Origin of the sequence: Aquincola tertiaricarbonis, from assembly GCF_023573145.1 — a bacterium.
GTDB lineage: Bacteria > Pseudomonadota > Gammaproteobacteria > Burkholderiales > Burkholderiaceae_C > Aquincola > Aquincola tertiaricarbonis_B.
Map to the genome: position 1 here is coordinate 2,920,674 of NZ_CP097636.1, position 26,209 is coordinate 2,946,882.

The 26,209-nt window shown below is 70.2% G+C and carries 23 protein-coding genes and 1 tRNA gene; 15 read left to right on the plus strand and 9 right to left on the minus strand.

The features are described from left to right. Window positions 1-104: 104 nt before the first annotated feature. The 5 genes from ampD to MW290_RS27840 are packed head-to-tail and all read right to left on the minus strand — an operon-like array spanning window position 105 to window position 5,277. The gene (ampD, locus tag MW290_RS27820) at window positions 105-725 is read right to left on the minus strand and encodes a 1,6-anhydro-N-acetylmuramyl-L-alanine amidase AmpD (RefSeq protein WP_250197605.1); all 621 of its coding nucleotides are present in this window, start codon (window positions 723-725) and stop codon (window positions 105-107) included. Then, window positions 718-2,286: a sigma-54-dependent transcriptional regulator gene (locus MW290_RS27825; RefSeq protein ID WP_250197606.1), complete on the minus strand. Its 1,569-nt coding sequence runs from the start codon at window positions 2,284-2,286 to the stop codon at window positions 718-720. The genes ampD and MW290_RS27825 overlap by 8 nt, the downstream gene beginning before the upstream one ends. Next, window positions 2,283-4,196, minus strand: coding sequence for a sensor histidine kinase (locus tag MW290_RS27830; protein ID WP_250197607.1), 1,914 nt, complete (start codon window positions 4,194-4,196; stop codon window positions 2,283-2,285). The genes MW290_RS27825 and MW290_RS27830 overlap by 4 nt, the downstream gene beginning before the upstream one ends. Beyond that, window positions 4,193-4,429, minus strand: coding sequence for a PP0621 family protein (locus tag MW290_RS27835; RefSeq protein WP_250197608.1), 237 nt, complete (start codon window positions 4,427-4,429; stop codon window positions 4,193-4,195). Before MW290_RS27835 ends, MW290_RS27830 begins: the two co-directional genes overlap by 4 nt. Then, on the minus strand, window positions 4,426-5,277 hold the full coding sequence (locus tag MW290_RS27840; RefSeq protein WP_250197609.1) for a cytochrome C assembly family protein: 852 nt from the start codon (window positions 5,275-5,277) through the stop codon (window positions 4,426-4,428). The genes MW290_RS27835 and MW290_RS27840 overlap by 4 nt, the downstream gene beginning before the upstream one ends. 234 nt (window positions 5,278-5,511) lie before the next feature. On the opposite strand from MW290_RS27840, the gene ffh reads away from it, so the two are divergent. Beyond that, a complete protein-coding gene (gene ffh, locus MW290_RS27845) occupies window positions 5,512-6,906 on the plus strand; it encodes a signal recognition particle protein (protein ID WP_250197610.1) in 1,395 nt (464 codons plus the stop codon). An 82-nt stretch (window positions 6,907-6,988) separates the two neighbouring features. Next, complete coding sequence (locus MW290_RS27850; RefSeq protein WP_250197611.1) at window positions 6,989-7,735, plus strand: DUF2726 domain-containing protein; 747 nt, start codon at window positions 6,989-6,991, stop codon at window positions 7,733-7,735. A 21-nt stretch (window positions 7,736-7,756) separates the two neighbouring features. On the opposite strand, the gene ftsY is transcribed toward MW290_RS27850, so the two are convergent. Further along, window positions 7,757-9,193 (minus strand): signal recognition particle-docking protein FtsY, encoded by a 1,437-nt coding sequence (gene ftsY / locus MW290_RS27855; protein WP_250197612.1) that lies wholly within the window; start codon window positions 9,191-9,193, stop codon window positions 7,757-7,759. Between the two features lie 65 nt (window positions 9,194-9,258). Between ftsY and MW290_RS27860 the strand changes: the two genes are divergently transcribed. The 13 genes from MW290_RS27860 (at window position 9,259) to MW290_RS27920 (ending at window position 22,821) form a co-directional block, all read left to right on the plus strand. Beyond that, window positions 9,259-9,335, plus strand: a tRNA-Met gene (locus tag MW290_RS27860). Between the two features lie 78 nt (window positions 9,336-9,413). Continuing rightward, window positions 9,414-11,240, plus strand: coding sequence for a site-specific integrase (locus tag MW290_RS27865; protein WP_250197613.1), 1,827 nt, complete (start codon window positions 9,414-9,416; stop codon window positions 11,238-11,240). A 68-nt stretch (window positions 11,241-11,308) separates the two neighbouring features. Continuing rightward, a complete protein-coding gene (locus MW290_RS27870; RefSeq protein ID WP_250197614.1) occupies window positions 11,309-12,304 on the plus strand; it encodes a site-specific integrase in 996 nt (331 codons plus the stop codon). A gap of 106 nt (window positions 12,305-12,410) precedes the next feature. Then, on the plus strand, window positions 12,411-13,055 hold the full coding sequence (locus MW290_RS27875; RefSeq protein WP_250197615.1) for a nucleotide-binding protein: 645 nt from the start codon (window positions 12,411-12,413) through the stop codon (window positions 13,053-13,055). Next, the gene (locus MW290_RS27880) at window positions 13,031-13,288 is read left to right on the plus strand and encodes a hypothetical protein (RefSeq protein WP_250197616.1); all 258 of its coding nucleotides are present in this window, start codon (window positions 13,031-13,033) and stop codon (window positions 13,286-13,288) included. Before MW290_RS27875 ends, MW290_RS27880 begins: the two co-directional genes overlap by 25 nt. A gap of 170 nt (window positions 13,289-13,458) precedes the next feature. Further along, window positions 13,459-14,556: a ParB/RepB/Spo0J family partition protein gene (locus MW290_RS27885; RefSeq protein ID WP_250197617.1), complete on the plus strand. Its 1,098-nt coding sequence runs from the start codon at window positions 13,459-13,461 to the stop codon at window positions 14,554-14,556. Between the two features lie 12 nt (window positions 14,557-14,568). Further along, window positions 14,569-14,922: a hypothetical protein gene (locus tag MW290_RS27890; protein ID WP_250197618.1), complete on the plus strand. Its 354-nt coding sequence runs from the start codon at window positions 14,569-14,571 to the stop codon at window positions 14,920-14,922. Between the two features lie 139 nt (window positions 14,923-15,061). Beyond that, the gene (locus tag MW290_RS27895; RefSeq protein ID WP_250197619.1) at window positions 15,062-16,336 is read left to right on the plus strand and encodes a TolC family protein; all 1,275 of its coding nucleotides are present in this window, start codon (window positions 15,062-15,064) and stop codon (window positions 16,334-16,336) included. Further along, complete coding sequence (locus MW290_RS27900) at window positions 16,333-16,971, plus strand: hypothetical protein (protein ID WP_250197620.1); 639 nt, start codon at window positions 16,333-16,335, stop codon at window positions 16,969-16,971. Before MW290_RS27895 ends, MW290_RS27900 begins: the two co-directional genes overlap by 4 nt. Further along, the gene (locus tag MW290_RS27905; protein WP_250197621.1) at window positions 16,971-18,149 is read left to right on the plus strand and encodes an efflux RND transporter periplasmic adaptor subunit; all 1,179 of its coding nucleotides are present in this window, start codon (window positions 16,971-16,973) and stop codon (window positions 18,147-18,149) included. The genes MW290_RS27900 and MW290_RS27905 overlap by 1 nt, the downstream gene beginning before the upstream one ends. A gap of 15 nt (window positions 18,150-18,164) precedes the next feature. Next, window positions 18,165-21,308, plus strand: a complete 3,144-nt coding sequence (locus MW290_RS27910) for an efflux RND transporter permease subunit (RefSeq protein WP_250197622.1) — start codon at window positions 18,165-18,167, stop codon at window positions 21,306-21,308. 65 nt (window positions 21,309-21,373) lie between these two features. After that, window positions 21,374-21,748, plus strand: coding sequence for a hypothetical protein (locus tag MW290_RS27915; RefSeq protein ID WP_250197623.1), 375 nt, complete (start codon window positions 21,374-21,376; stop codon window positions 21,746-21,748). Beyond that, complete coding sequence (locus MW290_RS27920) at window positions 21,748-22,821, plus strand: DMT family transporter (protein WP_250197624.1); 1,074 nt, start codon at window positions 21,748-21,750, stop codon at window positions 22,819-22,821. The genes MW290_RS27915 and MW290_RS27920 overlap by 1 nt, the downstream gene beginning before the upstream one ends. Before the next feature lie 24 nt (window positions 22,822-22,845). Here MW290_RS27920 and MW290_RS27925 read toward each other — a convergent pair whose 3' ends face one another. The 3 genes from MW290_RS27925 to chrA are packed head-to-tail and all read right to left on the minus strand — an operon-like array spanning window position 22,846 to window position 26,208. Further along, the gene (locus tag MW290_RS27925) at window positions 22,846-23,877 is read right to left on the minus strand and encodes a Cj0069 family protein (protein WP_250197625.1); all 1,032 of its coding nucleotides are present in this window, start codon (window positions 23,875-23,877) and stop codon (window positions 22,846-22,848) included. Next, on the minus strand, window positions 23,874-24,797 hold the full coding sequence (locus MW290_RS27930; protein ID WP_250197626.1) for a Fe-Mn family superoxide dismutase: 924 nt from the start codon (window positions 24,795-24,797) through the stop codon (window positions 23,874-23,876). The genes MW290_RS27925 and MW290_RS27930 overlap by 4 nt, the downstream gene beginning before the upstream one ends. Window positions 24,798-24,807: 10 nt before the next feature. Next, on the minus strand, window positions 24,808-26,208 hold the full coding sequence (gene chrA / locus MW290_RS27935; RefSeq protein WP_375142866.1) for a chromate efflux transporter: 1,401 nt from the start codon (window positions 26,206-26,208) through the stop codon (window positions 24,808-24,810). Window position 26,209 lies beyond the last annotated feature (1 nt).

Below are 26,209 nucleotides of genomic sequence, written 5' to 3' on the forward strand. Positions count from 1 at the left end.
CGGTTCCGAAGCGGTGCTGAGACGGTGAGGGGGCGGCTTACGGGCCGCGGCCTCACCGCTGCAGTGCTGTAAGCATAGCACTAGATCTAGTGCTTGCCAGTGGTTCAGACACTATCCGTAGCGAGTTGGGGCCATAGCAGTTGTGCCCCTTGACGACGCGATATTTCCTCTGCCAACTTCCAGTCGAAGCCCGCCCCGGGGTCGTGCTTGCGGCCCGGTGCCACATGCTCGTGGCCGGCCACGTCCCGCAGCGGATAGGCCACCGCCAGCGCGGCCACCAGCGGCCCCAGCGCGGCGTACTGCGCGGCCTCGAAGGGCGTGCCTTCCAGCCCTTCCAGCTCGATGCCGATCGAGTAGTCGTTGCAGTTGGGCCGGCCCCGCCAGGCCGACTGCCCCGCATGCCAGGCCCGCCGGTCGCAGGACACGAACTGCAGCACCTGCCCGTCGCGGCGGATGACGAAATGCGCCGACACCTCGATGCCTCGGATCTGGCCGAAATACGGGTCCGCGTCCCAGTCCAGCGTGTTGGTGAAGAGGCGCTCGATCTCGTCGCCGCCATACACACCGGGCGGCAGGCTGATGGAATGCAGCACCAGCAGCGAGATGGCCTCACCGGCCGGGCGCTCGCCATGGTTGGGTGAATCGATGCGGCGCGCCGCGGGCCACCAACCCTGCTGCAGCGCCTTCGGCGGTGCCTGCCCGGCGAGCGGCGCCGGCTCAGTCATCGCCGTCGGCCGCCGCCTCGCCGCTGCCTGCGCCGGCATGCACGCCCAGCCGGGCCATGCGGTAGCGCATCTGCCGCAGCGACAGGCCCAGGCTGGCGCCGGCCGCCGTGCGGTTGTAGCGGTGGCGCTCCAGCGCGCGGGCCAGGATGTCGCGTTCCACGTCGTCCAGGTAGGCGGCCAGGTCGGTGGGCAGCGGCGCATCGGCGGGCGCGGGCCGCGGCTCGGCCGGCGGCAGCGCGGCCAGGTCGTCGGCGTACTGGGTGTCGCCAAAGGCGGCATCGGGCAGGCCCAGGTCATCGCGGCCGATCACGTCGCCGCCCGACATGGCCACCGCCCGCTGCAGCAGGTTCTCCAGCTCGCGCACATTGCCCGGAAAGGCATAACGCGCCAGGTGGGCGAAGGCGTCGTCGCTCAAGCGCGGCGCCGGCGCCACGCCGGCGTCACGCGCGATGCGCTCCAGCACCGCGGCGCTGATGGGCCGCAGGTCGTCCAGCCGTTCGCGCAGCGGCGGCACGCGGATCTGGATGACGTTGAGGCGGTAGAACAAGTCCTGCCGGAAACGGCCGGCCTGCACCTCGGCCTGCAGGTCCTTGTGGGTGGCGCTGACGATGCGCACGTTCACCTGCGCCTCGTTCACCGCGCCCACCGGCCGCACCGCCCGCTCCTGGATCACGCGCAGCAGCTTGCTTTGCATGGACAACGGCAGGTCGCCGATCTCGTCCAGGAACAAGGTGCCGCCATGCGCGGCCTGGAAGAAGCCTTCACGGTCTTCGGCCGCGCCGGTGAAGGCGCCCTTGCGGTAGCCGAAGAACTCGGCCTCCAGCAGGTTCTCGGGGATGGCGCCGCAGTTCACCGCGATGAAGGGGCCGCTGCCGCGCGAGCTGACCTTGTGGATGGCGCTGGCCACCAACTCCTTGCCGGTGCCCGACTCGCCCTGCACCAGCACCGGCGCCATGCTGCGCGACACCTTCTCGATCAAGGCACGCACCTGCTGCATCGCACCGCTGTGGCCCACCAGGCGGGCCAGCGCGGCACGGGTCGGCGCCACGGGCGTGGGCGCTGCAGCCGCCGCGGGCGGCTCGCCACTGCGGCTGCGTGCCGGCGCGGCAGCGGCCGGTGCGGCCGGCAGGCCCTGGGCCAGCGCCGAAGGCAGCTGCGCCGGCACCACGGTGGGCAGCGGCTGGCCGCTGCGGCCCAGGGCCGAGCCCACCACCGCGCGGAACTGCCGCAGGTCCACCGGCTTGGTCAGGTAGTCGTAGGCGCCCGACTTCAAGGCCTCCACCGCGTTCTCGGCCGAGCCGTAGGCGGTGATGACGATGGCCTTCTCGGGCCGGCCCTGCTGCTCGATGTGGCGCAGCAGGTCGAGGCCGCTGCCGTCGGGCAGCCGCATGTCGGTGATCACGGCGCTGTAGCGGCGGCTGGCCAGGCGGGCCAGCGCGTCTTCCACCGAACCGGCGGTTTCCACGTCGTAGCCCTCACGCACCAGCGTCAGCTCGTACAGCGTGCGCAGGTCGGGCTCGTCGTCGACCACAAGCAGGCTGAAGGGCGAGGTGGTGGTCATGGCGTGGTCGGTGGAGGGTGATCTGCGGCCAGCGGGATCGTCACCGAGAACGCATTGCGCCCCGGCGTGTCCGCGGGCCGCCATTGGTAGTCGATGCTGGCGCCATACCGCTCGCACAGCTCGCGGCAAATATACAAGCCGAGGCCAGTGCCCCGGCTGCGGGTGGAGAAGAAGGGCTCGAAGAGATGCCGCTCCACCTCGGGCGGGATCGGCGGGCCGTCGCTGGACACCTCCAGCCGCACCTGGGCCAGGCCTTCACGCTGCAACAGCACGCGCACCGCGCCCGGCGCCGCGCTGGCATGGCGCTGGGCGTTGTCCAGCAGGTTCACCAGCACCCGGCGCAGGTGGTCGAGGTCGAAGCGCACCGGCAACGGCGGCGCGGGCTCCAGCCAGGTGCTCTGCTCGGCCACGGCAGGCGGGGCCGGCGGGCGCTGCAGGTCCACCTGCAGCCGGCTGCTGGGCCCCAGGCCCAAGCCCTCGGCACGCGCCCAGTCGGCCACCAGCGGCGGCACCTCGGCCGCCAGGTCGATCAGGCGCGCATGCGGCGCACTGCCCGGCGCCACCTCCAGCACGTCGTCGACGATGCGCTTGAGCCGCTCCACGTTGTCGGCCACGATGCGGGTGAGCCGCTGCTGGTCGGGCGTGGCGGCGTCCTCTTCCATCAAGGCATTGGCCTGGGCGATGGCCGCCAGCGGGTTGCGGATCTCGTGCGCGATGCCGGCCGACACCCGGCCCATCGCAGCCAGCTTCTCCTGGCGGGTGCGGGCCTGCACGGTGCGCAGGTCCTCGATGAACAGCACGCACAGCTCTTCGCCGGTGCCCTGGCTGCCGGTGGCCAGCCGGTCCTCGGCCCGGCGGCCGGTGAAGCGCGCACGCAGCCGCAGCCGTCGTTCGCCCGCGCCGGGAAACTGCAGGCCGGCTTCGCGCATGCCCTCGCCCCAACCGCCGGACTCGAACGCATCGGACACCGCGCGCGCCAGGCCCTGCCAGGCCGGCACCTGCGGCAGCTCGAAGGGCGCGGCCGGCGCCAGGCCCTGGTCGGCCAGCAGCCGCCGCGCCGCCGGGTTGGCGGCCCGCACCCGCATGCGGCGGTCGATCACCAGCACGCCGTCCGCCATCTGCTCGATCACCAGCCGGTTGAGCTGCGCCTGCTGGCGCGCCAGCTCCAGGCTGCCGCGGGCGGCCGCTTCTTCGCGCGCCAGCCGGCTGGCCAGCTCACCGGCCAGCAGCGCGATGACGAACAGGCCGATGCCGGCCAGGCCGGCCTGCATCATCAGCACCGTGAGGTCGCCACCGGCCAGGGTGCCGCGCCAGGCGCCGCCCAGCAGCACCAGCGCCGCCGCCGCCGCGGTGCCCAGCGAGGTGATGCGCGGCGTGAGCACCGCCGACATCAGCACCGGCAGCACCAGCAGGGCCACGTAATTGAAGCCGGACGCCGGGTCCAGCAGGTGCAGCACCGAGAACACCACCACGTCCACGCCCACCGTGGCCGCGGTGACCGGCACCGACAGCGCCGGCCCGGCGCCCGCATGGCGCCAGCGCGGCAGCAGCCACAGCAGCAGCGCCTGGGCGGCATAACCGGCGCTCAGGATCAACGCCGGCCACAAGGCGCGCACGCCCAGCGCGCTGCCGGTGCCCTGGGCCAGCAGCAGCGCCAGGCCGATCACCGCGCGGGCGCCGATGAAGAGGCGGAAGAAGCGCCGGAAAGCGGTGGGCTCGGCCTGCGGATCGCCGCGGCGATCGGCCGCACCCGCGCCCGGCGCGCGGCCTTCACCGCCCAGCGTGCCCAGCCAGGTCTGAGGGGCTTCGCCGCCCCGATCGGTGGCACGGCGGCCGTGGCGCCGCCGGTCGACAGGGCCGCTGCTGGGCGGCGCAGGCGGCTCGGGCCCGCGCGCGGCGCCGGTGCTCACCCGCGCGGCCCGGCGTCGCGGTGCGCGGCGCTGCAGAACACCTGGCCGTCAGGGCCGGGCAGCGACTCGCTGCGCGGCAGATGCAGGCCGCAATGGCCGCAGGCCACCATGCCTTCGAGCTGCGGCGCGGCCGAGGGCCGCGGCCGCCGCGGCGTCGGCGGTGGTGCCGAGCGCTTGCGCGACATCACGTACAGCACCACGCCGATGATGAGAAACAGCACCAGGTACTTCATGACACGCGGCCCAGCAGCACCTCGAGCACGAAACGCGAGCCGATGTAGGCCAGCAGCAGCAGCGCCGCGCCGGCATACAGCCAGCGGGTGGCATGGCGGCCGCGCCAGCCGCGCACGTGGCGGCCCACCATCAGCACCGCCACCGTGCCCCAGCCCAGCAGCGAGAAGATGGTCTTGTGGTCCCACTTCCACAGCGCCGGCGACTGCACCGCACTGCCGATGCCCAGCAGCAGCGCCGCGCTGAGCACCACGAAGCCGGCATCGACGAAGCGGAAGGTCAGGCGCTCCAGCCGCATCAACGGCAGGCCCAGCGGCGCGGGCAGCACACCGCCCGGAGCCGGCGGCCGGCCGGCGCGCGGGCGCATCTGGCGCTCGGCCGCGTCCAGCAGCGAGGCATGCAGCACCGCCGCCCCGAAGAGGCCATACGAAGCCACGCCCAACAACCAGTGCAGCGGCACCCAGGGCGAACCCACGTGCACCCGCACGTCGCCCGGGAACATCAAGGTGAGCAGCAGCGTGGCGCTGCCGGCCAGGGCCAGCAGCCGTCGCACGCCGGGCAAGGGTACGAAGCGGCTTTCCACCGCATGCATGGCCAGCACCAGCCACACGGTGACCGACAGCGCAGGTGCGAAGCCGAAGCGCGCGCCACGCTGCGCCTGGCCCCAGCCGCCCACGTCGAGCACCAGCGCCAGGCCATGGGCCACCCAGGCCACCCCGAGGGCGACGGCGGGCCAGCGCGAGCGTGACTCGATCGGCCAGGTGGCCGCCGCATACCCCACCAGCGCGACCAGGCCGAGCACCCAGACCGATAAGGCCGCCACGTCGGTGGAACCCGAGAGAAAGTTCATGAAGTAATGAGGCCCCCTGGTCCGGGCTGCACCCGGCCCGCCCCCCGAGGGGGCCAAGGAAACTTGGGGCGGCCCGGCGTTTCCTTGGCAGTGTACGTTCGGGGCACTGCGCCTTCGCGTCTTGCCGCAGTGACGGCCCGGCCGCCCACACCCCGCCTGCTAGCATTTGCCCCTTCGGCCGCCCTCTGCGCCTGTCTCGCGCGGCCCCTGCCCCCTGAAGCTCCCGGAACCGTCATGGCCTCCACACTCGCCGATCGCCTGTCGCAACTCGTCAAGACGATGCGCGGCCAAGCCCGCATCACCGAAGACAACGTCAAGGACATGCTGCGCGAGGTGCGCATGGCCCTGCTGGAGGCCGACGTGGCGCTGCCGGTGGTGCGCGACTTCATCGAGCGGGTGAAGAACAAGGCGCTGGGCGCCGAAGTGGCCGGCTCGCTGAACCCCGGCCAGGCGCTGGTGGGCATCGTGCACAAGGAGCTGGCCGCCACCATGGGCGAAGGCGTCAGCGACCTCGACCTGGCCACGCAGCCGCCCGCGATCATCCTGATGGCCGGCCTGCAGGGCGCCGGCAAGACCACCACCACCGCCAAGCTGGCCAAGCACCTGATCGAGCGGCGCAAGAAGAAGGTGCTGACCGTCAGCGCCGACGTCTACCGCCCCGCCGCCATCGAGCAGCTGAAGACCGTGACGCGCCAGGCCGGCGCCGAGTGGTTTGCCAGCACGCCCGACCAGAAACCGCACGACATCGCGCTGGCCGCGCTGGACTACGCCCGCAAGCACTACTTTGACGTGCTGCTGGTGGACACCGCCGGCCGGCTGGCCATCGACGAGGCCTTGATGGCCGAGATCCGCGACCTGCACGCCACGCTCAAGCCGGTGGAAACGCTGTTCGTCGTCGATGCGATGCAGGGCCAGGACGCGATCAACACCGCCAAGGCCTTCAAGGAGGCGCTGCCGCTCACCGGCATCGTGCTGACCAAGCTGGACGGCGATTCGCGCGGCGGCGCGGCGCTGTCGGTGCGCCAGATCACCGGCGCGCCGATCAAGTTCGCGGGCGTGTCCGAGAAGATCGACGGCCTGGAGGTGTTCGACGCCGAACGCCATGCCGGCCGCGTGCTGGGCATGGGCGACATCGTCGCGCTGGTGGAAGAAGTCCAGAAGGGCGTGGACATCCAGGCCGCGCAGAAGCTGGCCACCAAGCTCAAGAGCGGCGACAACTTCGACCTCAACGACTTCCTGTCGCAGATCACGCAGATGAAGAAGATGGGCGGCCTGTCCAGCCTGATGGACAAGCTGCCGGCGCAGATGACCGCCAAGGCCGGCCAGCCCGACATGGACCGCGCCGAGCGCGAGGTGCGCCGCATGGAAGGCATCATCAACTCGATGACGCCGCTGGAGCGCCGCAAGCCCGAGCTGCTCAAGGCCAGCCGCAAGCGCCGCATCGCCGCCGGCTCGGGCGTGCATGTGCAGGAGGTCAACCGCCTGCTCAACCAGTTCGAGCAGATGCAGGGAATGATGAAGAAGATGAAGGGCGGCGGCCTCATGAAGATGATGAAGCGCATGGGCGGCATGAAGGGCATGGGCGGCCTGGGTGGCGGCGGTTTCGGAGGGCTGGGCGGGCCCCGCTGAAACGCCTCGTCACCTTTGCGAGGTTGCCCCTGCCGGGTGGGGGCGCTACGGTCCGCCGCTGTAGCAATCGCAACGCAAGGGCATGGACGACGCTTGGATCTGGTTGGGAACGGGCATCGCCGGCACGCTGATCCTGCTGACGCCGCTGTGGCTGCGCGCGCAGCGGCATTCGAAGGCGCAACAGGCGCTGGATCGACTCGACACCCTGGCGAACTGGCCGCCTGAGGCCACCCGCGTGCTCGACCTGCATGAGCGCCTGGCCCTGCAGGCGCTGCACCGCGCCCTGCCCGACCACCTGCTGCTGGCGGCGGTGCCACTGGCAGGTTTTCTCAATGTGCCGCGCCGTCACTCGTACACCGAGTGGCTCAAGCGCGTGGGCCATCTGAGCGTGGACCTGATGGTGTGCGACAGCTCGTCGCAGGTGGTGGCCGTGGTGCTGCTGCGCAAGCCCAACGACAGCGCCAAGCGCCTGCGCCGCACCGAGCGCATCGTACGGGTGCTGGAAGCGGCCCGCGTGCGGGTGCTGGTGCTCAATGCGGGCGCCCTGCCCGTGCCCGATGCGCTGCGCGAGGCGGTGCTGCCTGTCGCGCGACCCGGTGTGCCGGTGCCGGCCCGGCAGCCCCAGGAAGAGCCCATGCATGGCGATGTGGTGGCCACACCGCCGCGCCCCGGGCCGGCCCACGGGCTGGGCCTGCCGGTGCCGCTGGTGCTGGAGCGCCACCCCAACAGCCACCCGCCCACCGACCGCGAGACACCGCCGTCGACCTGGTTCGACGACCTGGACCCCGGCGGCGACGCCGGCCCGCCGCTGCGGCCCGGCTCGATCTGAACCGGACCGCAGTGCGCGCTGTCAGTTCAGCAGCGCGTGCGCGAATTCACGCGCATTGAAGGTCTCCAGGTCGGAGAGCTGCTCACCCACACCGATGAAATACACCACCAGCGGCCGCAGGCCCGGCTGCTTGGCGCTGCGCTCACGCGCCCACAGCGCGATGGCGGCCAGCACGCCGCCCTTGGCCGTGCCGTCGAGCTTGGTGATGATCAGGCCGCTGACCTGCAGCGCCTCGTCGAAGGCCTTGACCTGCGTCAGCGCGTTCTGGCCGGTGTTGCCATCCACCACCAGCAGCACCTCGTGCGGTGCGTCGGGCTGCGCCTTGGCGATCACGCGGCGGATCTTCTTCAGCTCCTCCATCAGGTGCAGCTGGGTGGGCAGGCGGCCGGCGGTGTCGGCGATCACGACATCGCATTCGCGCGCGCGGCCGGCCATCACCGCGTCGTAGGTCACGGCCGCGGGGTCGCCGCCTTCCTGGCTAACCACTTCCACCCGGTTGCGGCCGGCCCACACCGTGAGCTGCTCACGCGCGGCAGCGCGGAAGGTGTCGGCCGCGGCCAGCAGCACCTTCTGCTCGGCATCGGCCAGGTGGCGGGTGAGCTTGCCGATGCTGGTCGTCTTGCCGGCGCCGTTGACGCCCACCACCATCATCACGGTAGGCGTGGCCTCGCCGATCACCAGCGGGCGCTCCAGCGGCTGCAGCAACGCGGCGATGGCATCGGCCAGCAGGCCCTTCACCGCCATCGGCTCGGTCACGCCGGCTTCCTTGACCCGACGCTTGAGGTCGTCGAGCAGCCACTGCGTGGCCTTGACGCCGGCGTCGGCCATCAGCAGCGCGCTTTCCAGCTCTTCGTACAGCGCATCGTCGATCTTGGTGCCGGAGAACACCTGCGCGATGCTGGAGCCCGTCTTGCGCAGGCCCTGGCTGAGCTTGCTGACCCACTCGGTACGCTCCAGCGGCGCATCGAAGTTGGCCATCGCGCCGCGCAGGTCGGCGTGCACCGGGGCGGCGGCCGGGGGGCGGGGCGCCGGTGCGGGCGCGGGACGGGGCGCCACCGCCGGGCTGGCCGGCGCGGCAACGGGCGGTGCCGGCGGCGGGCGCAGCGTGCGCAGGTCCACGCCAGGAGGCGCCACTGGGGCCGGCGCGGGTGCGGCCAAGGGTGCGGGTGCAGGTGCGGGCGCGAACACCGGCGCCGCGGGCGCAGGCACCGGCATGGCGGGCTGCACGGCAGGCGGCTGGAAGGCCGTGACGGGTGCCGCCGGTGGCACCGCCGGAGCCAGCATGGGTGCGGCGGCCGGTGTCGGGACGGGCGCTGCCGGGGGCACGGCCGCCGGTGCAGGCACCGGGGCCGGAGCCGGCGCGGGCGTGGCCAGGGGCGCGGGCCGCAGCGTGCGCAGGTCAACCGCGGGCGGTCCCGGCGGTGGCGGGGGCGGCTTTTTCTTGAAGAAACTGAACATGTGCAGATTGTCGCGCGTGACGCTGGACACGCCACAAAATTTGTCGCTATACTGCAAGGCTCCAAGGCGCTTTAGCTCAGCCGGTTAGAGCGACGGAATCATAATCCGCAGGTCCGGGGTTCGAATCCCTGAAGCGCCACCAAAATCTAAAATAGCCTCGCAGGTCAAAGACTTGCGAGGCTTTTTTCTTGGCCGGGGTATCCACCTAGGGTATCCACTTTTGGCCGCCAAGCCCGCTCGACTCGCCCGCAACCGACACGGCACCTTCACCTTCCGGTGGATCGTGCCGGTGCCTCTGCGCGAGCGCGTGGGCGCGCGCCGCGAGATCAGGGTCTCCCTTCGCACGAAGGACTGCCGGACAGCACGCATCCTCGCGCTCGAGCTCAACTTAGAACTCGAACGACTGCGCGCCGCCATGTCCAAGGACCCTGCCGCCGATCTCCGGCACCTGATCACCCCGCTCAACCTCAAGCTGCCGGGCGGCATCGAAGCCGAGATCAAGGACGACAACGACCTCCGCCTCTTCCAGAGCTTCCTGACGCAGAACGGCGACCTGCGCGACGCGCTGATGAAGGCCATCCGCCGCGGCGAAGATCCCAGCCAGGCGATGGCCAGCCTCGTGCAGGACCTCAAGCAGGCCGCCAGCGGCGCTCACCGCGTCGCTCGCCCGACGCCGATGGTCGAGGCCATCCAGCAGTTCGTCGCTGCCGCGAACGCGGGATCGGCCGCCGAGGTCACGCGCGGCACCCGCAGCACGCCCGGCGAGAAGCTGCGCACGCTGACCATGCTGCTCGATGATCTGGCTGCGCAAGGCCGCGACCGAGAGACCGTGTGTGTCCACGAAGTCACCCGGTCCGACGTCAAAGGTTTCGTCGATCGCTACGCCAAGCGTCCGTCGAAGGCCGCCAGGGTGGCCCTCGCAGACCGCAAGCGTGCGGCGACGTCGCCTGAAGACACCGCGGTCGAGCCGACCAAGGCAGAGCTGAAGACCCTCAACGCGCGCACGGTCAAGAAAGCGCTTGGCCACCTCCAAGACTTTTTCGTGCAGGCGCTGGCCAACGACTGGATCGCCATCAGCCCGATCGACGACGCCTTCGACCGAGCCACCGCGCAGTACCGCGTGATCTCCAGCAAGGAGAAGAAGTCCAACCACTACGACCTCTTCGATGAAGCCGAGATCCAGGGCATCTTCGAACCGCGGCGCTATCTGCGCAACCTGAACGCGGCGGATGACTTCTGGGCGCCGCTGCTGGCGCTCTTCAGCGGCGCACGCGCGGGAGAACTCGTCGGCCTGCGCGTGGCCGACATCGTGCTCGACGCGCCGTCGCAGCTGTGGGTGATCAACATCAGCGAGGAACTCAACGACAGCGACGGGCCCAAGACCCAGAACTCCGTCCGCAGGATTCCCATCGCGTCGGCGCTCGTCGAACTCGGCTTCCTGGCCTACGTCGAGAAGCTGCGCCTGGCCGGCGCACAGGCGCTGTTTCCGCATCGCCCGATGAACAAGACGCGGAAGAACGATCCCTCCAAGCACCTCTCCCGCGTGTACTCGGAGCATCTGCGCGACTGCGATCTGAAGACCGCCAAGAAAGTGTTCCATTCGTTCAGGCACACCGCCATCACGCGCATGCACGTGCGCGGGGTGCCGGTCGGCGACGCTGAACTGATCGTCGGCCACGCATCGCAGGACACCGAGCTTCGGCTGCAGGCAGGGCGTGGCGCCGCTGGAAATCGCGGCAACGCGACGCACCTGGATACCTATGTCGATGCGGCGGCTTTTGCCGACAACGACAAGCCGCTGATGTTGCGGCTGCGCGAGCACGTCGATCGCTGCCTCACCTTCGGCATCGACTTCGCAGGCCTGAAAGAGGCTGCGGCCATCGTCCAAGAACTCACTGTCTTGGAAGGGAAGCGGTGGAAGTCGGGCTGGCACGCCAACAGCCACAAGGTGGCGCAGATGATGACGGAGCGGGTCGCCGGCGCCTGCGGCCGACCGGCCGACGCCGCGTCGCCGGCCCCAGCGGGACCCGGCACCGCAGCGGCCTGATCTCGCATTTCAGGCAGCACGCCCCTAGTCGCATTTCAGCACCACCACCACGCCGCATTAACAACCACATGAGCGCGCCTGAAATGCGAACCACACAACTCACCCAAACGCGGGAGACGCAGAGCTTCTACAGACGTGTCGTGGCCCGGCTCGAACGCCACGCCGCCAAGCTGCTGGCAGCGGGCGAGATGGCCGAGATCCCGGACCGCAACGTGCGCGTGGCCATCGCCTACGCTTGCCTGGAACCCACCGTGACCGAGGCCACCGCACGCCTGTACCGCGCAGCCATCCTGCACCTGATCGAGGCAGAGCCGGGTGAGCGGGACTGGGACGTGCTGAAGATCATCGACCCCGAACCTTCGGCGAGCGAGTCCGACCGACAGGATGAGCTACGGGCGCGGCGAGCGCTGAACCTTCAGACATTGCGCGGCGCACAACAAAAGGCCAAGTGGCTGTCGATGGTTGACTGGACCAGGTTGGGCGAGGCGCTCGGCCGGTCCCGCAGCAGTTGGGCCAGCCCGGCCCGCCACTGGATCACCGCCACACTGCTGACCGGCCTGCGGCCCTGCGAGTGGCGCCGGGCTGCGCTCGATGGCGCATCGCTGGTCGTCGTCAACGCCAAGGCCACGAACGGGCGCGCGCATTCGGCGACCCGGACCATCGGCCTGGCCAAGTGCGACCGCACGGAACTGGCAGTCGTCGCCTCCTTTCTGGAATTGGTGCGCAGCTTCGGCGAGGACGGCTACAAGTCGCTCTACGACGGCGTGCGCGACCTGATCTGTGACGTTGCCCGCGAGACCTTTCCGGGCCGGGACCGGTATCCGTCGCTGTACACGGCCAGGCATTGCTTCGCCGCGCGTGCCAAGGCGACTTACTCGAAGGTGGAAGTCGCCGCCTTGATGGGCCACGCCAGCACGGCGACGGCAGGCCGCAGCTACGCCCCGGCGCGCCACGCCCGAGGAGGCCGTCCCCTGGAGGCCGAGCCCAGCGCCAACGACATCGACGCCGTGCGCCGCGCCCAGAACGCCAGGAATCTGTTCAGCGAACCCAAGGACATGCCATGAAGTCAAGCTCTCGCGATGACCCGCCGGCCCGGCCCAACCTCGCCAACAACAGTGATGACATGACGACATGCTGGCATGCCGGCGGTGATGCATCGAGGACGCCGCCATGCTGAAGATCGCCGTCTTCAGCCAGAAGGGCGGCGCCGGCAAGTCAACCCTCGCCGTGCATGTCGCTGTCGCGGCGGCGCGGTCGATGCAGGTGATCCTGATCGACGCCGATCCGCAAGGCACCGTCGCCAGCTGGGCCCAGGACCGTCAAGCCGTGGACCCTTTCGTCGCCCGCGTCGAGCCCTCGTCCATCACCCAGCTTCTGGAAGGGGCCGCGTCGGAAGGCTTCGAGCTGGCGGTCATCGACTGCCCGCCGCACGCTGCACCAGGCACGACCGCCCTGCTGCGCGCGGCCGATCACGTCGTGATCCCCTGTCAGCCCACGATGCCCGACCTGTCGGCCACCGCCAGGTCGGTGGCGCTGGCCCGGTCGGCCGGCCGCGGCTATTCCTTCGTCGTGAACCGCGCGCCCGCCCGCGCACCTGAAGTCATGCAGGCGATCGAAGCACTGGGCGGCGGCGGCCGGGTTGCGCCGATCGTGATCGGCGACCGCAGGGCGTACTCGCGCGCGCTGACCGACGGTCGAGCGGTAACGGAGTTCCCGCCCAGCGGCTCAAAGGCCGCCGACGAGATCAACGGCTACTGGGCTTGGTTGTACGAACACGTGAAGGAACAAGCATGGCAAACGCAGCAAGCAGCCTGAAGAAGTTCGCCGTCAAGCCGGCGGACGAGGTGAGCGCCTCGGCCACCCCTGGCATCCTGCCCACGCGCGGCAAGAACAAGCGCGTCGGCATCGCCGTGCGCCTCAGCCCTGCGGACTGGCACCGCGCCACCGAACTCGCCATGCGCGAACAGACGTCGTTGCAGCGCTTGCTGGTGGCAGGGGTGAGTGAATTGCTGCGCCAGCGCGGCCTTCCGCCCCTGTCGGGGGACTGATCCACGCCAGCGACGTGGTGACGTGGTGACGTGGTGACATGCCACCACGTCACCACGTCACCGTCCGTCGGTGCACTCCGGCATCGCAGGCAGCGCGCTGCCTGCGCTCGGCGCGACAAACCTCCGAGGTCTCGGCAGACTGCCTTCTTGTCGCAACCCCTGGTCCTTTCATGATCAATCCGCCTGAACTTCTCGTCGCCTCCGCACCGGTGAACGACGCCGCGGCCCTGCATGCAGGCGTTGGTGCCTGCGTTCATCGCAGCGCCCGGCTTGACCAGGCGGTGCGCGGCGTTGCGCGAGCGGCGGTGAAGCGCGGGGAGAAGGTTGTCCAGATCCGGACCACGATCAAGCTTGGCCAGGCCCAGCGTAGCGAGAAGCCGAAGGCGTCAGCGCCGACGGTGCTGCTGCTGGACCCCAGGCAGATCGATGTGTCGCGCTGGTTCAACCGGCACGACGAGAGCTACCGCAGCGACGCATTCCAAAACCTCAAACGGAGCATCCAACATGATGGTGGGAACCAGATCCCCGTCCTCGTCCGCGCCCTGCCCTCGGGCCGCAGCGCCGCTTCGCAGCCGCGCTACGAACTGGTCTACGGCCATCGGCGCCGCCAAGCCTGCTTTGAGCTCGGGCTGCATATCAGAGCGATCGTCGAGGTGCTCGCCGAAGGGGACCTGGTAAGGCGGGCCCACTCCGAGAACAGGGAGCGCGCGCCGCTGTCTGCATATGAAGCTGGCATGTTCTACCGGCAGCTGATGGACGCTCAGCTGTACGGCAGTCAGCGCCAGATGGCGGAAGCCCTGGGCATCGACCAGGCCGACGCCGGCCGAAAAATGTGGCTGGCCGGGCTGCCCGCCGATCTGCTCAGGGTCTTCCGGAACCCGCTGGAGATCAGCTGCGATGACGTGAAGCGTCTCCGTGGGGCCTGGACGCGGGACGTCGAGGGCTTCCAAGAGCAAGCCCTCGCGCTGCTGGATGCTGAAGGCCCCCTGCCCGCCAAGCTGGCCATCCAGCGCTTGACGGCCGGTGGCACACCGCCCGGTGATGGAGGCTCCATCACCTCGACACCCGATCCGTCACTGCGGACTCACACCGAAGGTCCAGCAGCCGTCGAGATTCAGGCATGCGATCCCGGCGGCTTGACGCTGCGGGTCAACGCCTGCCTTGGCGCTGCCGAGCGCGAAGGACTGAAGCAACACGTCGCACAGTTCCTGCTGACCTTGCACGGCGAGCGCGCCCGCGCAGGCACCCCGGAAAAGATGGTCCTGTAAACTGGTCGCCTCATGCAACGCCGCGCCGTCCTCCTGGTCATGCTGTTTGCCATCTTCTGGCAATCGGTGGCGCTTGGGCGGGTGGGTTCGACGGTGAATGCACTGGCCGATGCCCAGCACACGGCGTTGCACTGGCAGGAAGAAGGCCACCATCACCATGACGATGGCTCCTACCACCTCGACGATTCAAACGAATCGGTGCAGCACGTGCTCAGCGACCACCTGAGCGCCACGGCGGCCTTCACCACCGCGGTGGCACACGGCCTGCCTCTTCTGGCGTCGCCTGCCCCCAACGGATTGCACGAGACCCCAGTGCCCGACCCCACCCTCGACGGCCTGCTCAGGCCGCCTCGTCCCCGCGCCTGACCCGCCCTCGCGGCGGGCGTCCGCCCATGGACGCCCGGCCTCCCGCCGGCCCGGCATCACACGCCATCTTCCACCACGCCTGCGGCGTGACCTGAATGCGCGTTGTGCCGCTCCCGGCTGCTGAATCGTCAGGATCGTCGTGAAACCTCTCCCTTGGCTGTCTGCCTGCGTGATCGCCGGCAGCCTGGCCGGCGGGCCCGCTGTGGCCCAGCCTGCCACACCTGTTGAAGGCCCCCGGGCCAGCCTCGCCGCCGATGCCGGCTTGTCGGTCGATCGTGTCCCGCTTCGCACTGCCCTGGATGCCGCCTGGCAGCGCACCGTCGTTGCCCGCGAAAGCGATGGCCAGCGCCGCCGTGCCGAAGCCGAGCGCGCCGCTGCGGACAGCTTGTGGGCCGCGCCGCCGTCGCTGGAGATCAGCCACCGCAGCGACCGCCTGCAGAGCAACACCGGCCGTCGCGAGACCGAACTGGGGGTGGCGATCCCCTTGTGGCTGCCCGGTCAGCGGGCTGCCCGTGCAGGCACCGCAGACGCGGCGGCAGCGCAGGCCCAGGCAGCCGCCCTGGCAGCCCGGCTGCGCCTGGCCGGCGAACTGCGCGAGGTGGCGTGGCAAGTCGCCGCATTGCAGGCCGAGGTCGCCCAGGCCGATGCCCAGACGCAGGCCCTGAAACAGTTGGCCGATGATGTGGCGCGCCGCGTGCGGGCGGGCGATCTGGCGCGGGCCGATGCACTGGCCGCGCAGGCCGAGCACTTGGCTGCCTCCGCCCTGCAGACCGAGGGGCGCCAGCGCCTGCAGGCAGCACATGCGCGTTGGACCCTGCTCACCGGACTGGCTGCCGCGCCCGACCTCGCCGGGCCGGCTGGCGAAGAGACAACTAGACCGGTGGCCCCACACCCGGAACTCCAGCTCGCCAGCCAGTCCACCCAACTGGCCCGCCAGCGTGCAGAGCTGATGCGCCGCTCGCGCCGGGATGCGCCCGAATTGACGCTGGGGGTGCGCCAGGATGTGCCCGGCCGGGCCGAAGCCACCCAAGGCAGCCTGGTCGTCGGCCTGCGCCTGCCCTTTGGAACCGACGACCGCAACCGGCCGCTGGAAGCCGCCGCGCTCGCCGAGCTGGACGTGGCTGAAACCCACGAGCTGCGCCTGCGCGAAAAGCTGGACAGCGACACCGCCGCCGCACGTGAAGCGCTGCGATCGGCCGAGGCCCAGCTCGAAGCCGAGACCACCCGCGCACGCCTGCTGCGCGAACGCGCGACCCTCATCGACAAATCCTTCCGCGCTGGAGAGACACCACTGCCCGACCAGTTGCGCGCGCTGGCCGCCGCCGGGCAGGCCGACAGCGCCGTCGCCCGCCAGACCGCGGCGCTGGGCCTTGCCCACGCCCGTCTCCAACAAGCTCTTGGACTCCTCCCATGAACAAGCCCCTCTTACTCCGCCCCATGCCGGCCTGGCTGGCGCTTGCGCCGACGGCCTTTCTGCTGGCATTCCTTCTGTGCGGCAACGCGCCTGCCATCGCCGCCCCCGGTGCCCATGGTCCCAATGGCGAGCATCTGGATGGCCCCTCCGCCTTGCGCGCCCCCACAAGCCTGCCTCGGGTTGAAGCCAAGTCCGAGGCCTTCGAGCTCGTGGCCGACCTGCGCCCGGGCGAACTGGCCATCGTGGTGGACCGCTACGAGTCCAACGAGCCCGTGCTCGGCGCCCAGCTCAGCGTCGAAAGCGGTGCGCTGAAGGCGGTGGCGGCGTTCCGTTCGGAGCAAGGCGACTACGCCGTCACCGACGCTGCCTTGCTGAAAGCATTGGCTACGCCGGGCGAGCACGGCCTGGTCTTCACCCTGGTGGCGGGGCAAGACAGCGACCTGCTCGACGGCACGCTGGTGAGCGCCGGCGGTCGCGCAGCCACCACCGCCGCGAAGGACGACCACGGGCATGACCACGAATTGGAACGCGCCGCCTGGATCGGCGCTGGCGTCGCAGCCCTGGGCCTGATCGGCGCCATCGCCTGGCGGCGGCAGCGCCGACGTCGCGCGGGCCTGACGCAAGGAGGCCTGTGATGACGCAAGCTCGATCAACCCGCCCCGGCCTGCGCGCAGTCATCACCGCCACCGCAGCCGCCGCACTCGCAAACAGCCTGCTGTGGGCCTGGCCGGCCCACGCCGCACCGGGTGCGCACGGCCCCAATGGTGAACATCTCGACGCGCCGGGCGCAGCCGTAAACGCCTCCGGCCTGGCCCGCCTGCCTGACGGCAGCGTGAACGTGCCCAAGCTCGCGCAACGGCGCATGGCCATCCGCACGGTGCTGGCGCCTGAATCGGAAGCCGCCGCCACGGTCGAGATGCCCGGCCGCGTGGTCATGGACCCGAATGCGAGCGGCCGTGTGCAGGCTGTGCATGGCGGGCGCATCGAGCCCGGCCCCCAAGGCTTGCCGGTCGCCGGCCGGTCGGTGAAACGTGGTGAGGTGCTGGCCTATGTGCGCCACCACGCCGAACCGTATGCCCAGGGCGCCCAGCAAGCCCAGCTGACCGAGTTGCGCGCGCAGCGGCAACTGGCCGAGCAGCGCCTGGCGCGCCTCGAAGGCCTGGAGGGCACGGTGCCGCGCAAGGAGATCGAGACCGCGCGCACCGAAGCGCGCAGCCTGGCCGAGCGCGAACGCAGCATCGGCGGCAGCCTGGTCGCCCGTGAAGCCTTGACAGCCCCGGTCAGCGGCGTCATCGCCCGTGCCGACCTCGCCGTCGGCCAGGTGGTGGAACCACGCGACGTGCTGTTCGAGGTGGTGGACCCGACGCGCATGCTGGTGGAAGCCACGACGGCCGATGCCCGTCTGGCCGCCCGCGTTGCCGGAGCGTCGCTGCAGGGCGTGCCCGAGGTGTCGCTACGGCTGCTGGGGGCTTCCCGCTCGCTGCGCGACGGTGTGCTGCCCATCACCTTTGCCGTCAGTGCGTCGAAGCCGGGGGCCGCCCTGCCATTCTTGCCCTTGGCCATCGGCCAGCCGGTCACCGTGGTGGCCCGGTCGAACGAGCGCATCAAGGGCGTCGTGCTGCCGGCCCAGGCCGTGGTGCGCAACCCGTCCAACGAAGCCATCGTCTGGATCAAGTCCGGTGCGGAACGGTTCATCCCGCAACCGGTGCAGTTTCGGCCGCTGGATGCAGGCACGGTGGTGGTGACGCAGGGCCTGAGCGCTGACAACCGCGTCGTGGTGCAGGGTGCACCGCTGATCGCACAGATCCGCTGAACGGGAGCGACCCTCATGTTCAACTGGATCGTTCGTTACAGCCTGCACAACCGCCTGCTGGTGCTGGCCGCGGCCGCGCTGCTGATGGTCTATGGCGCGCTCACTGCGTGGCGCACGCCGGTCGATGTCTTCCCCGACCTCAACAAGCCGCTGATCACCGTGCTGACCGAAGCCGGCGGCATGGCGCCGCAGGAGGTGGAGCAACTCGTCACCTTCCCGCTGGAGACTGCCCTGAACGGCATGCCGGGCGTCACCCGCGTGCGCAGCACCTCGGGCGTGGGCCTGTCCCTGGTGTATGCCGAGTTCGACTGGGGCACCGACATCTACCGCAACCGCCAGCTGGTAGCCGAGCGGCTGGCCGTGGTGCGCGCGCAGATGCCGGGCGACATCACGCCGGTGATGGGGCCGGTGTCGTCCATCATGGGCGAGGTGATGCTGGTGGCCCTGCCGCTGGCGGCCGGCCAGGGCCAGGCCGCGGCGTCGCCGATGGCGGCCCGCGAGTACGCCGATTTCGTGCTGCGGCCCAGACTGCTGTCGATCCCCGGCGTCTCGCAGGTCATCCCCATCGGCGGCGAGGTGCGCACGCTGCGCGTGGCCCCAGACACGGCGCGCCTGGCCCAGTTCGGCGTATCGCTGACGCAGGTGGAGCAGGCGCTCGAGGGCTATGCCGGCAACGCCGGTGGGGGCTTCATCGACCTGAACAGCCGCGAGTACCTGATCCGCCACCTGGGGCGAACCAACCGCGTCGAAGACCTGGCGGGCATTGCCGTGGCCTGGAAGGACGGCCGCGCCATCCTGCTGGAGCAGGTGGCCACGGTGGCCTTTGCCGCGGGTCTCAAGCGCGGCGACGCCGGCTACAACGGCCTGCCGGCGGTGGTGGTCAGCGTGCAGAAGCAGCCCGATGCCGACACCGTCAAGCTCACGGCGCAGATCGAATCGGCGCTGGCCGAGCTGAAGCAGGGCCTGCCCAAGGGTCTGTCCGAACCGCGCGTGCTGTTCCGCCAGGCCGACTTCATCCAGGCCTCCATCGGCAACGTGTCGGAAGCGCTGCGCGACGGCGCCATTATGGTCGCCATCGTGTTGTTCGCCTTCCTGCTGTCGGCGCGCACCACGGCGATCTCGCTGGTAGCGATTCCGCTGTCGCTGGCAGTCACGGCCCTGGTGTTCCAGTGGCTGGGCCAGTCGATCAACGTGATGACGCTGGGCGGCCTGGCCATCGCCATCGGCGAACTGGTCGACGACGCGGTGGTGGACGTGGAGAACATCCTGCGGCGCCTGAAGCAGAACCGCTCGGCGGCCAACCCGCTGCCGGTGCTGGAGATAGTGCGGCGCGCCAGCGTGGAGGTGCGCTCGGGCATCGTCTACGCCACGGTCATCGTGGTGCTGGTGTTTGTGCCGCTGTTCGCGTTGCCGGGCATCGAGGGGCGGCTCTTCACGCCGCTGGGCATCGCCTACATCGTGTCCATCCTCGCGTCCATGCTCGTTTCGATGACCGTCACGCCGGTGCTGAGCTGCTACCTGCTGCCGACCATGAAGCGCCTGGACCATGGCGACAGCCCGCTGGTGGCTTGGCTCAAACGGCAGGACACGCGGCTGCTGGCCTGGTCCTTCGGCCGCGCAAAGCTGCTCATCGGCCTGGCGGTGCTGGCCGTGGCCGGCGCTGCGGCCACCGTACCCTTCTTTCCGCGCGCCTTCCTGCCCGCCTTCAACGAGGGCTCGCTGGTGCTGGGCCTGGTGATGCAGCCGGGCACCTCGCTGGCCGAAGCCAACCGGGTCGGCGCGGTGGCCGAGACGCTGATCCGCCAGGTGCCTGAGGTCACGCAGGTGGGCCGGCGCACCGGCCGTGCCGAGCTGGATGAACACGCCGAAGGCGTGCACTCGGCCGAGATCGACGTGGACCTGAAGCGATCAGCGCGTGATCGGGAAACCATCATGGCCGACATCCGTGGCCGGCTGTCCTCGCTGCCGGCGCAGGCCACCATCGGCCAGCCCATCAGCCACCGGCTGGACCACCTGCTGTCAGGCGTACGGGCGCAGGTGGCCGTCAAGGTCTTCGGCGACGACACCGACACGCTGCGCGGCCTGGCCGAGCAGTTGCGCGGCCAACTGGCCGCGGTGCCCGGGCTGGTCGACCTGACGGTGGAGAAACAGGTGCTGATCCCGCAGATCAGCGTGCGCCTGGACCACCGCAGGGCAGCCCAGGCCGGCCTGTCGCCGGGCGAGGCCATCCGCGTGCTGAAGGCGCTGACCGACGGCGCTCACGGTGCCGACATCGTCGACGGCCCGCGTCGCTACGAGCTGGTGCTGCGCCTGCCCGACCACCAGCGCAGCCCACAGGACCTGGCGCGCACGCTGATCGACACGCCGGCCGGGCGCATTCCCGTGTCCAGCATCGCCACCGTGGAAGAGACCGATGGCCCGAACCAGATCGGGCGCGAGAACGGACGGCGCCGCATCATCGTCTACGCCAACACCGATGGCCGCGACATGGGCCGCGTCATCGCAGACATCCGCGGCGTGATCGCCAAGACGCCGCTGCCCGGCGGCAACTTCATCAGCCTGGAGGGCCAGTTCCAGGCCCAGGAGCAGGCCACGCGGCTGATTGCCGGGCTGTCGATGGTGTCGCTGGTGATGATGTTCCTGGTGCTGTACTCGCGCTACCGCTCGGCGGTGCTGGCCGGCATCATCATGGCCAACATCCCGCTGGCGCTGATCGGCGCGGTGGCAGCAATGTGGATCGCGGGCGTGAGCCTGTCAGTGGCCTCGATGGTGGGCTTCATCACGCTGGCCGGCATTGCCACGCGCAACGGTATCCTGAAGATCAGCCACTACATCAACCTGTGCAAGTTCGAGGGCGAAAGCTTCTCGCAGGCGATGATCGTGCGCGGCTCGCTGGAGCGGCTGACGCCGGTGCTGATGACCGCACTGGTGGCCGCCTTCGCGCTGACACCGCTGCTGCTGGCCGCCGACGCACCGGGCAAGGAGATCCTGCACCCAGTGGCGGTAGTCATCTTCGGCGGCCTGGTGAGCTCGACCTTGTTGGACACCCTGCTCACACCCGTGCTGTTCTGGCTGTTCGGCCGGCCAGCCACCCAGCGCCTGTTGCAGCCCGAGCTGGACGCGCGGCCGGAATCGGCAGGCGTTCAGGAAGCCTATTGACGTGCAATCAGGCTCGGCGGCGCCGCCTGTTCCAGTGCGCCGCACCCTCTCAGGAGATCGAAGCGATGATGAAGAATCTGTTGGCCGTGGTGATGCTCGGCTTGTCGGCACTGTGCTTCACGACGGCCCACGCCCATGGCGGCGGCCAGGCCAAGCACGGTGGTGTGGTGGCCACCGCCAGCGACCTGTCGTTCGAGCTGGTTGCAGCACCCGACGGCGCCGTGATCTATGTGGAGGACCATGGCAAGCCGATGGCGCCGACCGGCCTGAAGGGCAAGCTGACCGTGCTCAACGGCGCCGAAAAGTCGGAGGCCGACCTGGTGGTGGCCGGCGACAAGCTCGAAGCCAAGGGCGTCAAGCTGGCCAAGGGCGCCAAGGTCGTGGCCGCGCTGACCACATCGGCCGCCAAGGCCATCACCGTGCGCTTCACCGTCAAGTAATGAACGTGCCAGCCCATCCTTCACCCCTGCTGCCGGCCTTGCGCGGCGGCCTGCTCGCCTTGCTTGCTGCGGCTCTGTTTGGCATCAGCACGCCGCTGGTACAACAGTTTGGGGCTGGGATGGGCGCATTCAGCACAGCCGCGCTGCTCTACGCCGGCGCCGCTGCCGTGGGCCTGCTCTCGCGACGAGGCATTGACCGCGAGGCCCGGCTGCAGGCTACCGACCTGCCCCGGCTACTGGCGATGGCGGCCTTTGGTGCGGTGATCGGGCCCGTGGCACTGGCCTGGGGCCTGCAGCACACCAGCGGCACCAGCGCGTCGCTGATGCTGACGCTGGAAGCGCTGTTCACCGCCGTTCTGGCCTGGCGCCAGTATCGCGAGACCATGGACGGTCGGGTCTGGTCGGCGATGGCCCTGCTGCTGGCCGGCGGCATGGTGCTGGTGCTGGACCAGGGCATCAGGTCAGGTTCAGTGGGCGCGCAACTCTTGGGTCTTCTGGCCGTGTTGGTGGCGACAGCCGCCTGGGGTGTGGACAACACCTTGTCCCGGGCACTGGCCGAGCGCGACCCCGGACAGGTAGTGCTGGCCAAGGCGCTGCTCGGCGTCACGGCCACCGTGCTGCTGGCCATGCTCTTCGGCGAGCCCTGGCCGTCGGCTGCTGCCGCGCTGGCCCTGTTCGCCATCGGCGCGACGGGCTACGGCTTGAGCCTGCGCTTCTACCTGCTGGCGCAACGGGCCTTTGGCGCCGCCCGCACGGGGTCGGTCTTCGCCTTCGCGCCCTTCATCGGCGCGGCGGTCGCGGTGGCCCTGGGTGACCGCTCAGCCAGCGGTCTGATGGCACTGGGCAGCGGGCTGATGCTGGCTGGCGTGGTCCTGCACCTGGCCGAGTCACATGGTCACGAGCACACGCACGAAGCGCTGGCGCACGAGCATGCCCATCGCCATGACGATGGACACCATGACCACCAGCACGAGCCCATGCCCACGGACGAGCACAGCCATCCGCACCAGCACACGGCGCAGCGCCATGCGCACGCCCATGTGCCTGACGTGCATCACACGCACAGGCACTGAAGCCCAGGCGCGGGGCGAGCGAGCTCAGTCTGCGACCGGTCTTGGCGCGCCGGCGCGGCGCCCCACCGCCTCGACCAGCGGGGTGATCGCCGATGGCGGAAACGGCGACACGCTGCTGACGTTGATCTCGCACAGCACGAAGCGTGGAGTACCGTCCGCGCCCGCCGCGCCATGCATGAAGTCGCAATCCCACAGCAGCGGCAGCTGCTCGTGCGCCAGGCCGACCCGTTCGCGCAGCAGCGTGATCCAGCCCGACGCCAGTTGCTGCTTCAGCCCCTGGAACTCGGCCAGGTCGGGCCCGTGGTACAGCCGAGGCCCCGGTAGCGGTGCATCGGGATGCAAGGCATTCACGGCCTGGACGCCAAAGCCCACCACGCGGTCTTCGACCAGGTAGGCGCGCACCATGCCCTCGGCCAGGCGAGGCTGCCAGGCCTGGTCAAGCATGTGGCCACCGGCTTCCGGGGCGAAGTACGGCGCCAGCGTTGCCATCAAGCCGGCCAGGTCCATGCGCTGCGGCGTGTAGCCACGCTGGGCGTGCTGCACAAGCAAATCACCGTCGCCGGCCCGCTCGACACGCCACACGCCGATGCCGCTGTGGCCACGGTGCTGCTTGAGCACGCGCGCGCCTTGGCGCAGGCGCTGCGGCAGCTCAGATGCAAGCTGCGCCAGGCTGTCGGCGCGGTGCACGTCGCTGCCGAAGGGCAGATCGCGGGTCTCGTACAGCACGTCCTTGGTGCCCAGGCGCAGCACCGCGTCAGGGTGGGCGCTGACCAGCACGCCCGCCTGGGCCACCTCGCGCAACATCGCATCCAGAAGGTCGCGGCGACGCCCGTCTTCGATGGGGTTGCACCACACCAGCACGGACTGCACACCGCGCAATTGCGCGGCCACCTCGTCGGCGAAGTCGTCGTGGTAAACGGCGGGCTCGGCGCGCACACCCGCTGCCGCCAGGGCCTCGAAGAGCGCGGCGAAGCGGCTGGCCGCCGGATCGGCCAGGTCGCGCGCTGCCCGGTCACCGGGGTACAGCAGCGCGACCCTCGGTGCCGGTGTGGTCATGTCGCTGACCCTGCCGCAGGCTTGTCGGCCAACGGCCGCCCTGCGGCCTGCCACGCGTCGATGCCGCCACGCAGGTAGCGTGCATTCAGCCCTGCGGCGCGCAGGCGCATCGCGGTGACCCGCCCGACCTCGTGGCCGTAGACGCAATAGACCACCAGGGCCCGGTCGGCAGGTACCTCGCCGGACCAGTTGGCCACGGTCGACGGGTCGCACCAGCGTGCCCCGGGCAGCATCGTGCCCGCCTGGTCAAACACACCGGCCCGGCGCACATCGAGCAGCAGCGCATCGCCGATGTCGTCCTGCGCGGCACCAAAGGGCTCGCTGGCCGCGTGCACGGCCTGCTGGTAGCGCCCGTACACGGCGGCCCAGTCGATGTTGGCCATGAAGGCGTCGACGTAGGCGCCCGCGGCCGCGCCGAAGTCCAGGTGGTAGGCGTGCTCGTACATGTCCAGCGCCAGGATGGGCACGCCGCCGGCCACCGCATGCGTGTGGTCGGCCGCCCACTGGTTGACCAGCGAGCCCTCACGCGGCTGGAACACCAGCAGCACCCAACCCGAGCCGCCGCCCTGGGCCTTGCCCAAGGCCGTGAACTCGTCACGCCACCGAGCCACGCTGCCGAAGTTGGCCTCGAGCGCCAGCGTCATGGCCGGCGTCAGCGTCACACCGTCGCCACCCAGGCTGCCGAAGTACAGCTCGTGCAGCAGCATCGAGTTGGTGGCGATCAGCTCCTCGCGTTTCAGGCCGTTGAGCTGGAAGTCGGGAGCGGCCGAGGGCGCCATCGCCGCCAGCTGGACACGGATGGCGTTCAGCCGCTTCACCGCACCGCCATAGTTGTTCTGGTGGTGGCTGCTGATCAGGCGGGGCGACAGGCCCTGCAGCACCGCTGGGTCGAAGGGCAGGTTCTGCGGGCGGGCATCCATGGAAACTCCTTCAGCGGACCAGGGGAACGAGCCAGTGCGCCGCCAGGCCGATGGCCGCGCAGGCCCCCAGCAGCGGCAGCACGCCGACCTTGAAACGGAACAGCGCCAGTGCGGCCCCAGCGCAGATCAACGCCGACAGCCCATCGAAGCGCCCGCCGAAGCCCTGCGGCCACAACACGTGGTAGGCGAAGAACATCGCCAGGTTCAGGATCACACCAACCACTGCGGCCGTGATCGCCGACAGCGGCGCCGTGAAACCGAGCTTGCCGTGCGTGGCCTCGACCACCGGGCCGCCGGCCAGGATGAAAACGAAGGACGGCAGGAAGGTGAAGAAGGTGACCACGGTGGCAGCCAGCGCCCCGCCGAGAAACAGCGCGTCAGGCCCAAGGGCCTGCTTCAGCCAGCCACCGACGAAGCCCACGAAGGCCACCACCATGATCAGCGGGCCGGGCGTGGTCTCGCCCAGGGCCAGCCCGTCGATCATCTGCGGGCCGCTGAGCCACTGGTGGGTGTCCACCGCGCCCTGGTACACATAGGGCAGCACGGCGTAGGCGCCACCAAAGGTCAACAGTGCCGCCTTGGTGAAGAACCAGCCCATCTGCGTGAGCGTGCCCTGCAGGCCGTCCACCGCGACCAGCACCGCCATCGCCAGCGCCCACAGACCCAGGCCGACCCCCAGCACGCGGCCCAGGTGGCTGCGCGAGAAGCGGGCATGGGCCGGCGTGGGCGTGTGATCGTCGATCAGGGCCGGCCCGTAGCTGGCCTTGGCGCTGCCATGCCCGCCGCCCAGTGCGAACACCTGCGGCCAGCGCCGTGCCCCGAGGTGGCCGATCAAGCCCGCCGCCAGCACGATGGCCGGGAACGGCGTGTCGAAGGCGAAGATGGCGATGAACGAGGCCGCCGCGATGCCCCACATCCAGCGGTTCTTCAGCGCCCGCGTGCCGATGCGGTGCGCGGCGTGCAGCACCAACGCCGTCACCGCCGGTTTCAGGCCGAAGAAGAGGCCGGCCACCAGCGGCACATCGCCGAAACGCAGGTAGATCCAGCTCAGCGCGATCAGGATGAACAGCGAGGGCAGCACGAACAGCGCGCCGGCCACGATGCCGCCCCAGGTGCGGTGCATCAGCCAGCCGATGTAGGTGGCCAGTTGCTGGGCCTCCGGCCCGGGCAGCAGCATGCAGTAGTTCAGCGCATGCAGGAAACGCTGCTCACTGATCCAGCGCCGGCGCTCGACCAGCTCGGTGTGCATGATCGCGATCTGGCCGGCCGGCCCGCCAAAGCTGATGAAGCCCAGCTTGAGCCAAAAGCGGAAGGCCTCGGCAAAGCTCACACTGGCGGGCGGCTGCGTGGCAGGGTCGCCAGGCGAGGTGGATGGCGTGCTGGACGCCTCGGGGGTGGCGGTGGTGCTCATG

What these genes read in the sequence shown, in the direction of transcription:
- ampD (WP_250197605.1), bottom strand. Translation starts at nt 725, where the DNA reads ATGACTGAGCCGGCGCCGCTCGCCGGGCAGGCACCGCCGAAGGCGCTG.
- MW290_RS27825 (WP_250197606.1), bottom strand. Translation starts at nt 2,286, where the DNA reads ATGACCACCACCTCGCCCTTCAGCCTGCTTGTGGTCGACGACGAGCCC.
- MW290_RS27835 (WP_250197608.1), bottom strand. Translation starts at nt 4,429, where the DNA reads ATGAAGTACCTGGTGCTGTTTCTCATCATCGGCGTGGTGCTGTACGTG.
- MW290_RS27840 (WP_250197609.1), bottom strand. Translation starts at nt 5,277, where the DNA reads ATGAACTTTCTCTCGGGTTCCACCGACGTGGCGGCCTTATCGGTCTGG.
- ffh (WP_250197610.1), top strand. Translation starts at nt 5,512, where the DNA reads ATGGCCTCCACACTCGCCGATCGCCTGTCGCAACTCGTCAAGACGATG.
- MW290_RS27850 (WP_250197611.1), top strand. Translation starts at nt 6,989, where the DNA reads ATGGACGACGCTTGGATCTGGTTGGGAACGGGCATCGCCGGCACGCTG.
- ftsY (WP_250197612.1), bottom strand. Translation starts at nt 9,193, where the DNA reads ATGTTCAGTTTCTTCAAGAAAAAGCCGCCCCCGCCACCGCCGGGACCG.
- MW290_RS27870 (WP_250197614.1), top strand. Translation starts at nt 11,309, where the DNA reads ATGAGCGCGCCTGAAATGCGAACCACACAACTCACCCAAACGCGGGAG.
- MW290_RS27875 (WP_250197615.1), top strand. Translation starts at nt 12,411, where the DNA reads ATGCTGAAGATCGCCGTCTTCAGCCAGAAGGGCGGCGCCGGCAAGTCA.
- MW290_RS27880 (WP_250197616.1), top strand. Translation starts at nt 13,031, where the DNA reads ATGGCAAACGCAGCAAGCAGCCTGAAGAAGTTCGCCGTCAAGCCGGCG.
- MW290_RS27885 (WP_250197617.1), top strand. Translation starts at nt 13,459, where the DNA reads ATGATCAATCCGCCTGAACTTCTCGTCGCCTCCGCACCGGTGAACGAC.
- MW290_RS27890 (WP_250197618.1), top strand. Translation starts at nt 14,569, where the DNA reads ATGCAACGCCGCGCCGTCCTCCTGGTCATGCTGTTTGCCATCTTCTGG.
- MW290_RS27900 (WP_250197620.1), top strand. Translation starts at nt 16,333, where the DNA reads ATGAACAAGCCCCTCTTACTCCGCCCCATGCCGGCCTGGCTGGCGCTT.
- MW290_RS27905 (WP_250197621.1), top strand. Translation starts at nt 16,971, where the DNA reads ATGACGCAAGCTCGATCAACCCGCCCCGGCCTGCGCGCAGTCATCACC.
- MW290_RS27910 (WP_250197622.1), top strand. Translation starts at nt 18,165, where the DNA reads ATGTTCAACTGGATCGTTCGTTACAGCCTGCACAACCGCCTGCTGGTG.
- MW290_RS27915 (WP_250197623.1), top strand. Translation starts at nt 21,374, where the DNA reads ATGATGAAGAATCTGTTGGCCGTGGTGATGCTCGGCTTGTCGGCACTG.
- MW290_RS27920 (WP_250197624.1), top strand. Translation starts at nt 21,748, where the DNA reads ATGAACGTGCCAGCCCATCCTTCACCCCTGCTGCCGGCCTTGCGCGGC.
- MW290_RS27925 (WP_250197625.1), bottom strand. Translation starts at nt 23,877, where the DNA reads ATGACCACACCGGCACCGAGGGTCGCGCTGCTGTACCCCGGTGACCGG.
- MW290_RS27930 (WP_250197626.1), bottom strand. Translation starts at nt 24,797, where the DNA reads ATGGATGCCCGCCCGCAGAACCTGCCCTTCGACCCAGCGGTGCTGCAG.
- chrA (WP_375142866.1), bottom strand. Translation starts at nt 26,208, where the DNA reads ATGAGCACCACCGCCACCCCCGAGGCGTCCAGCACGCCATCCACCTCG.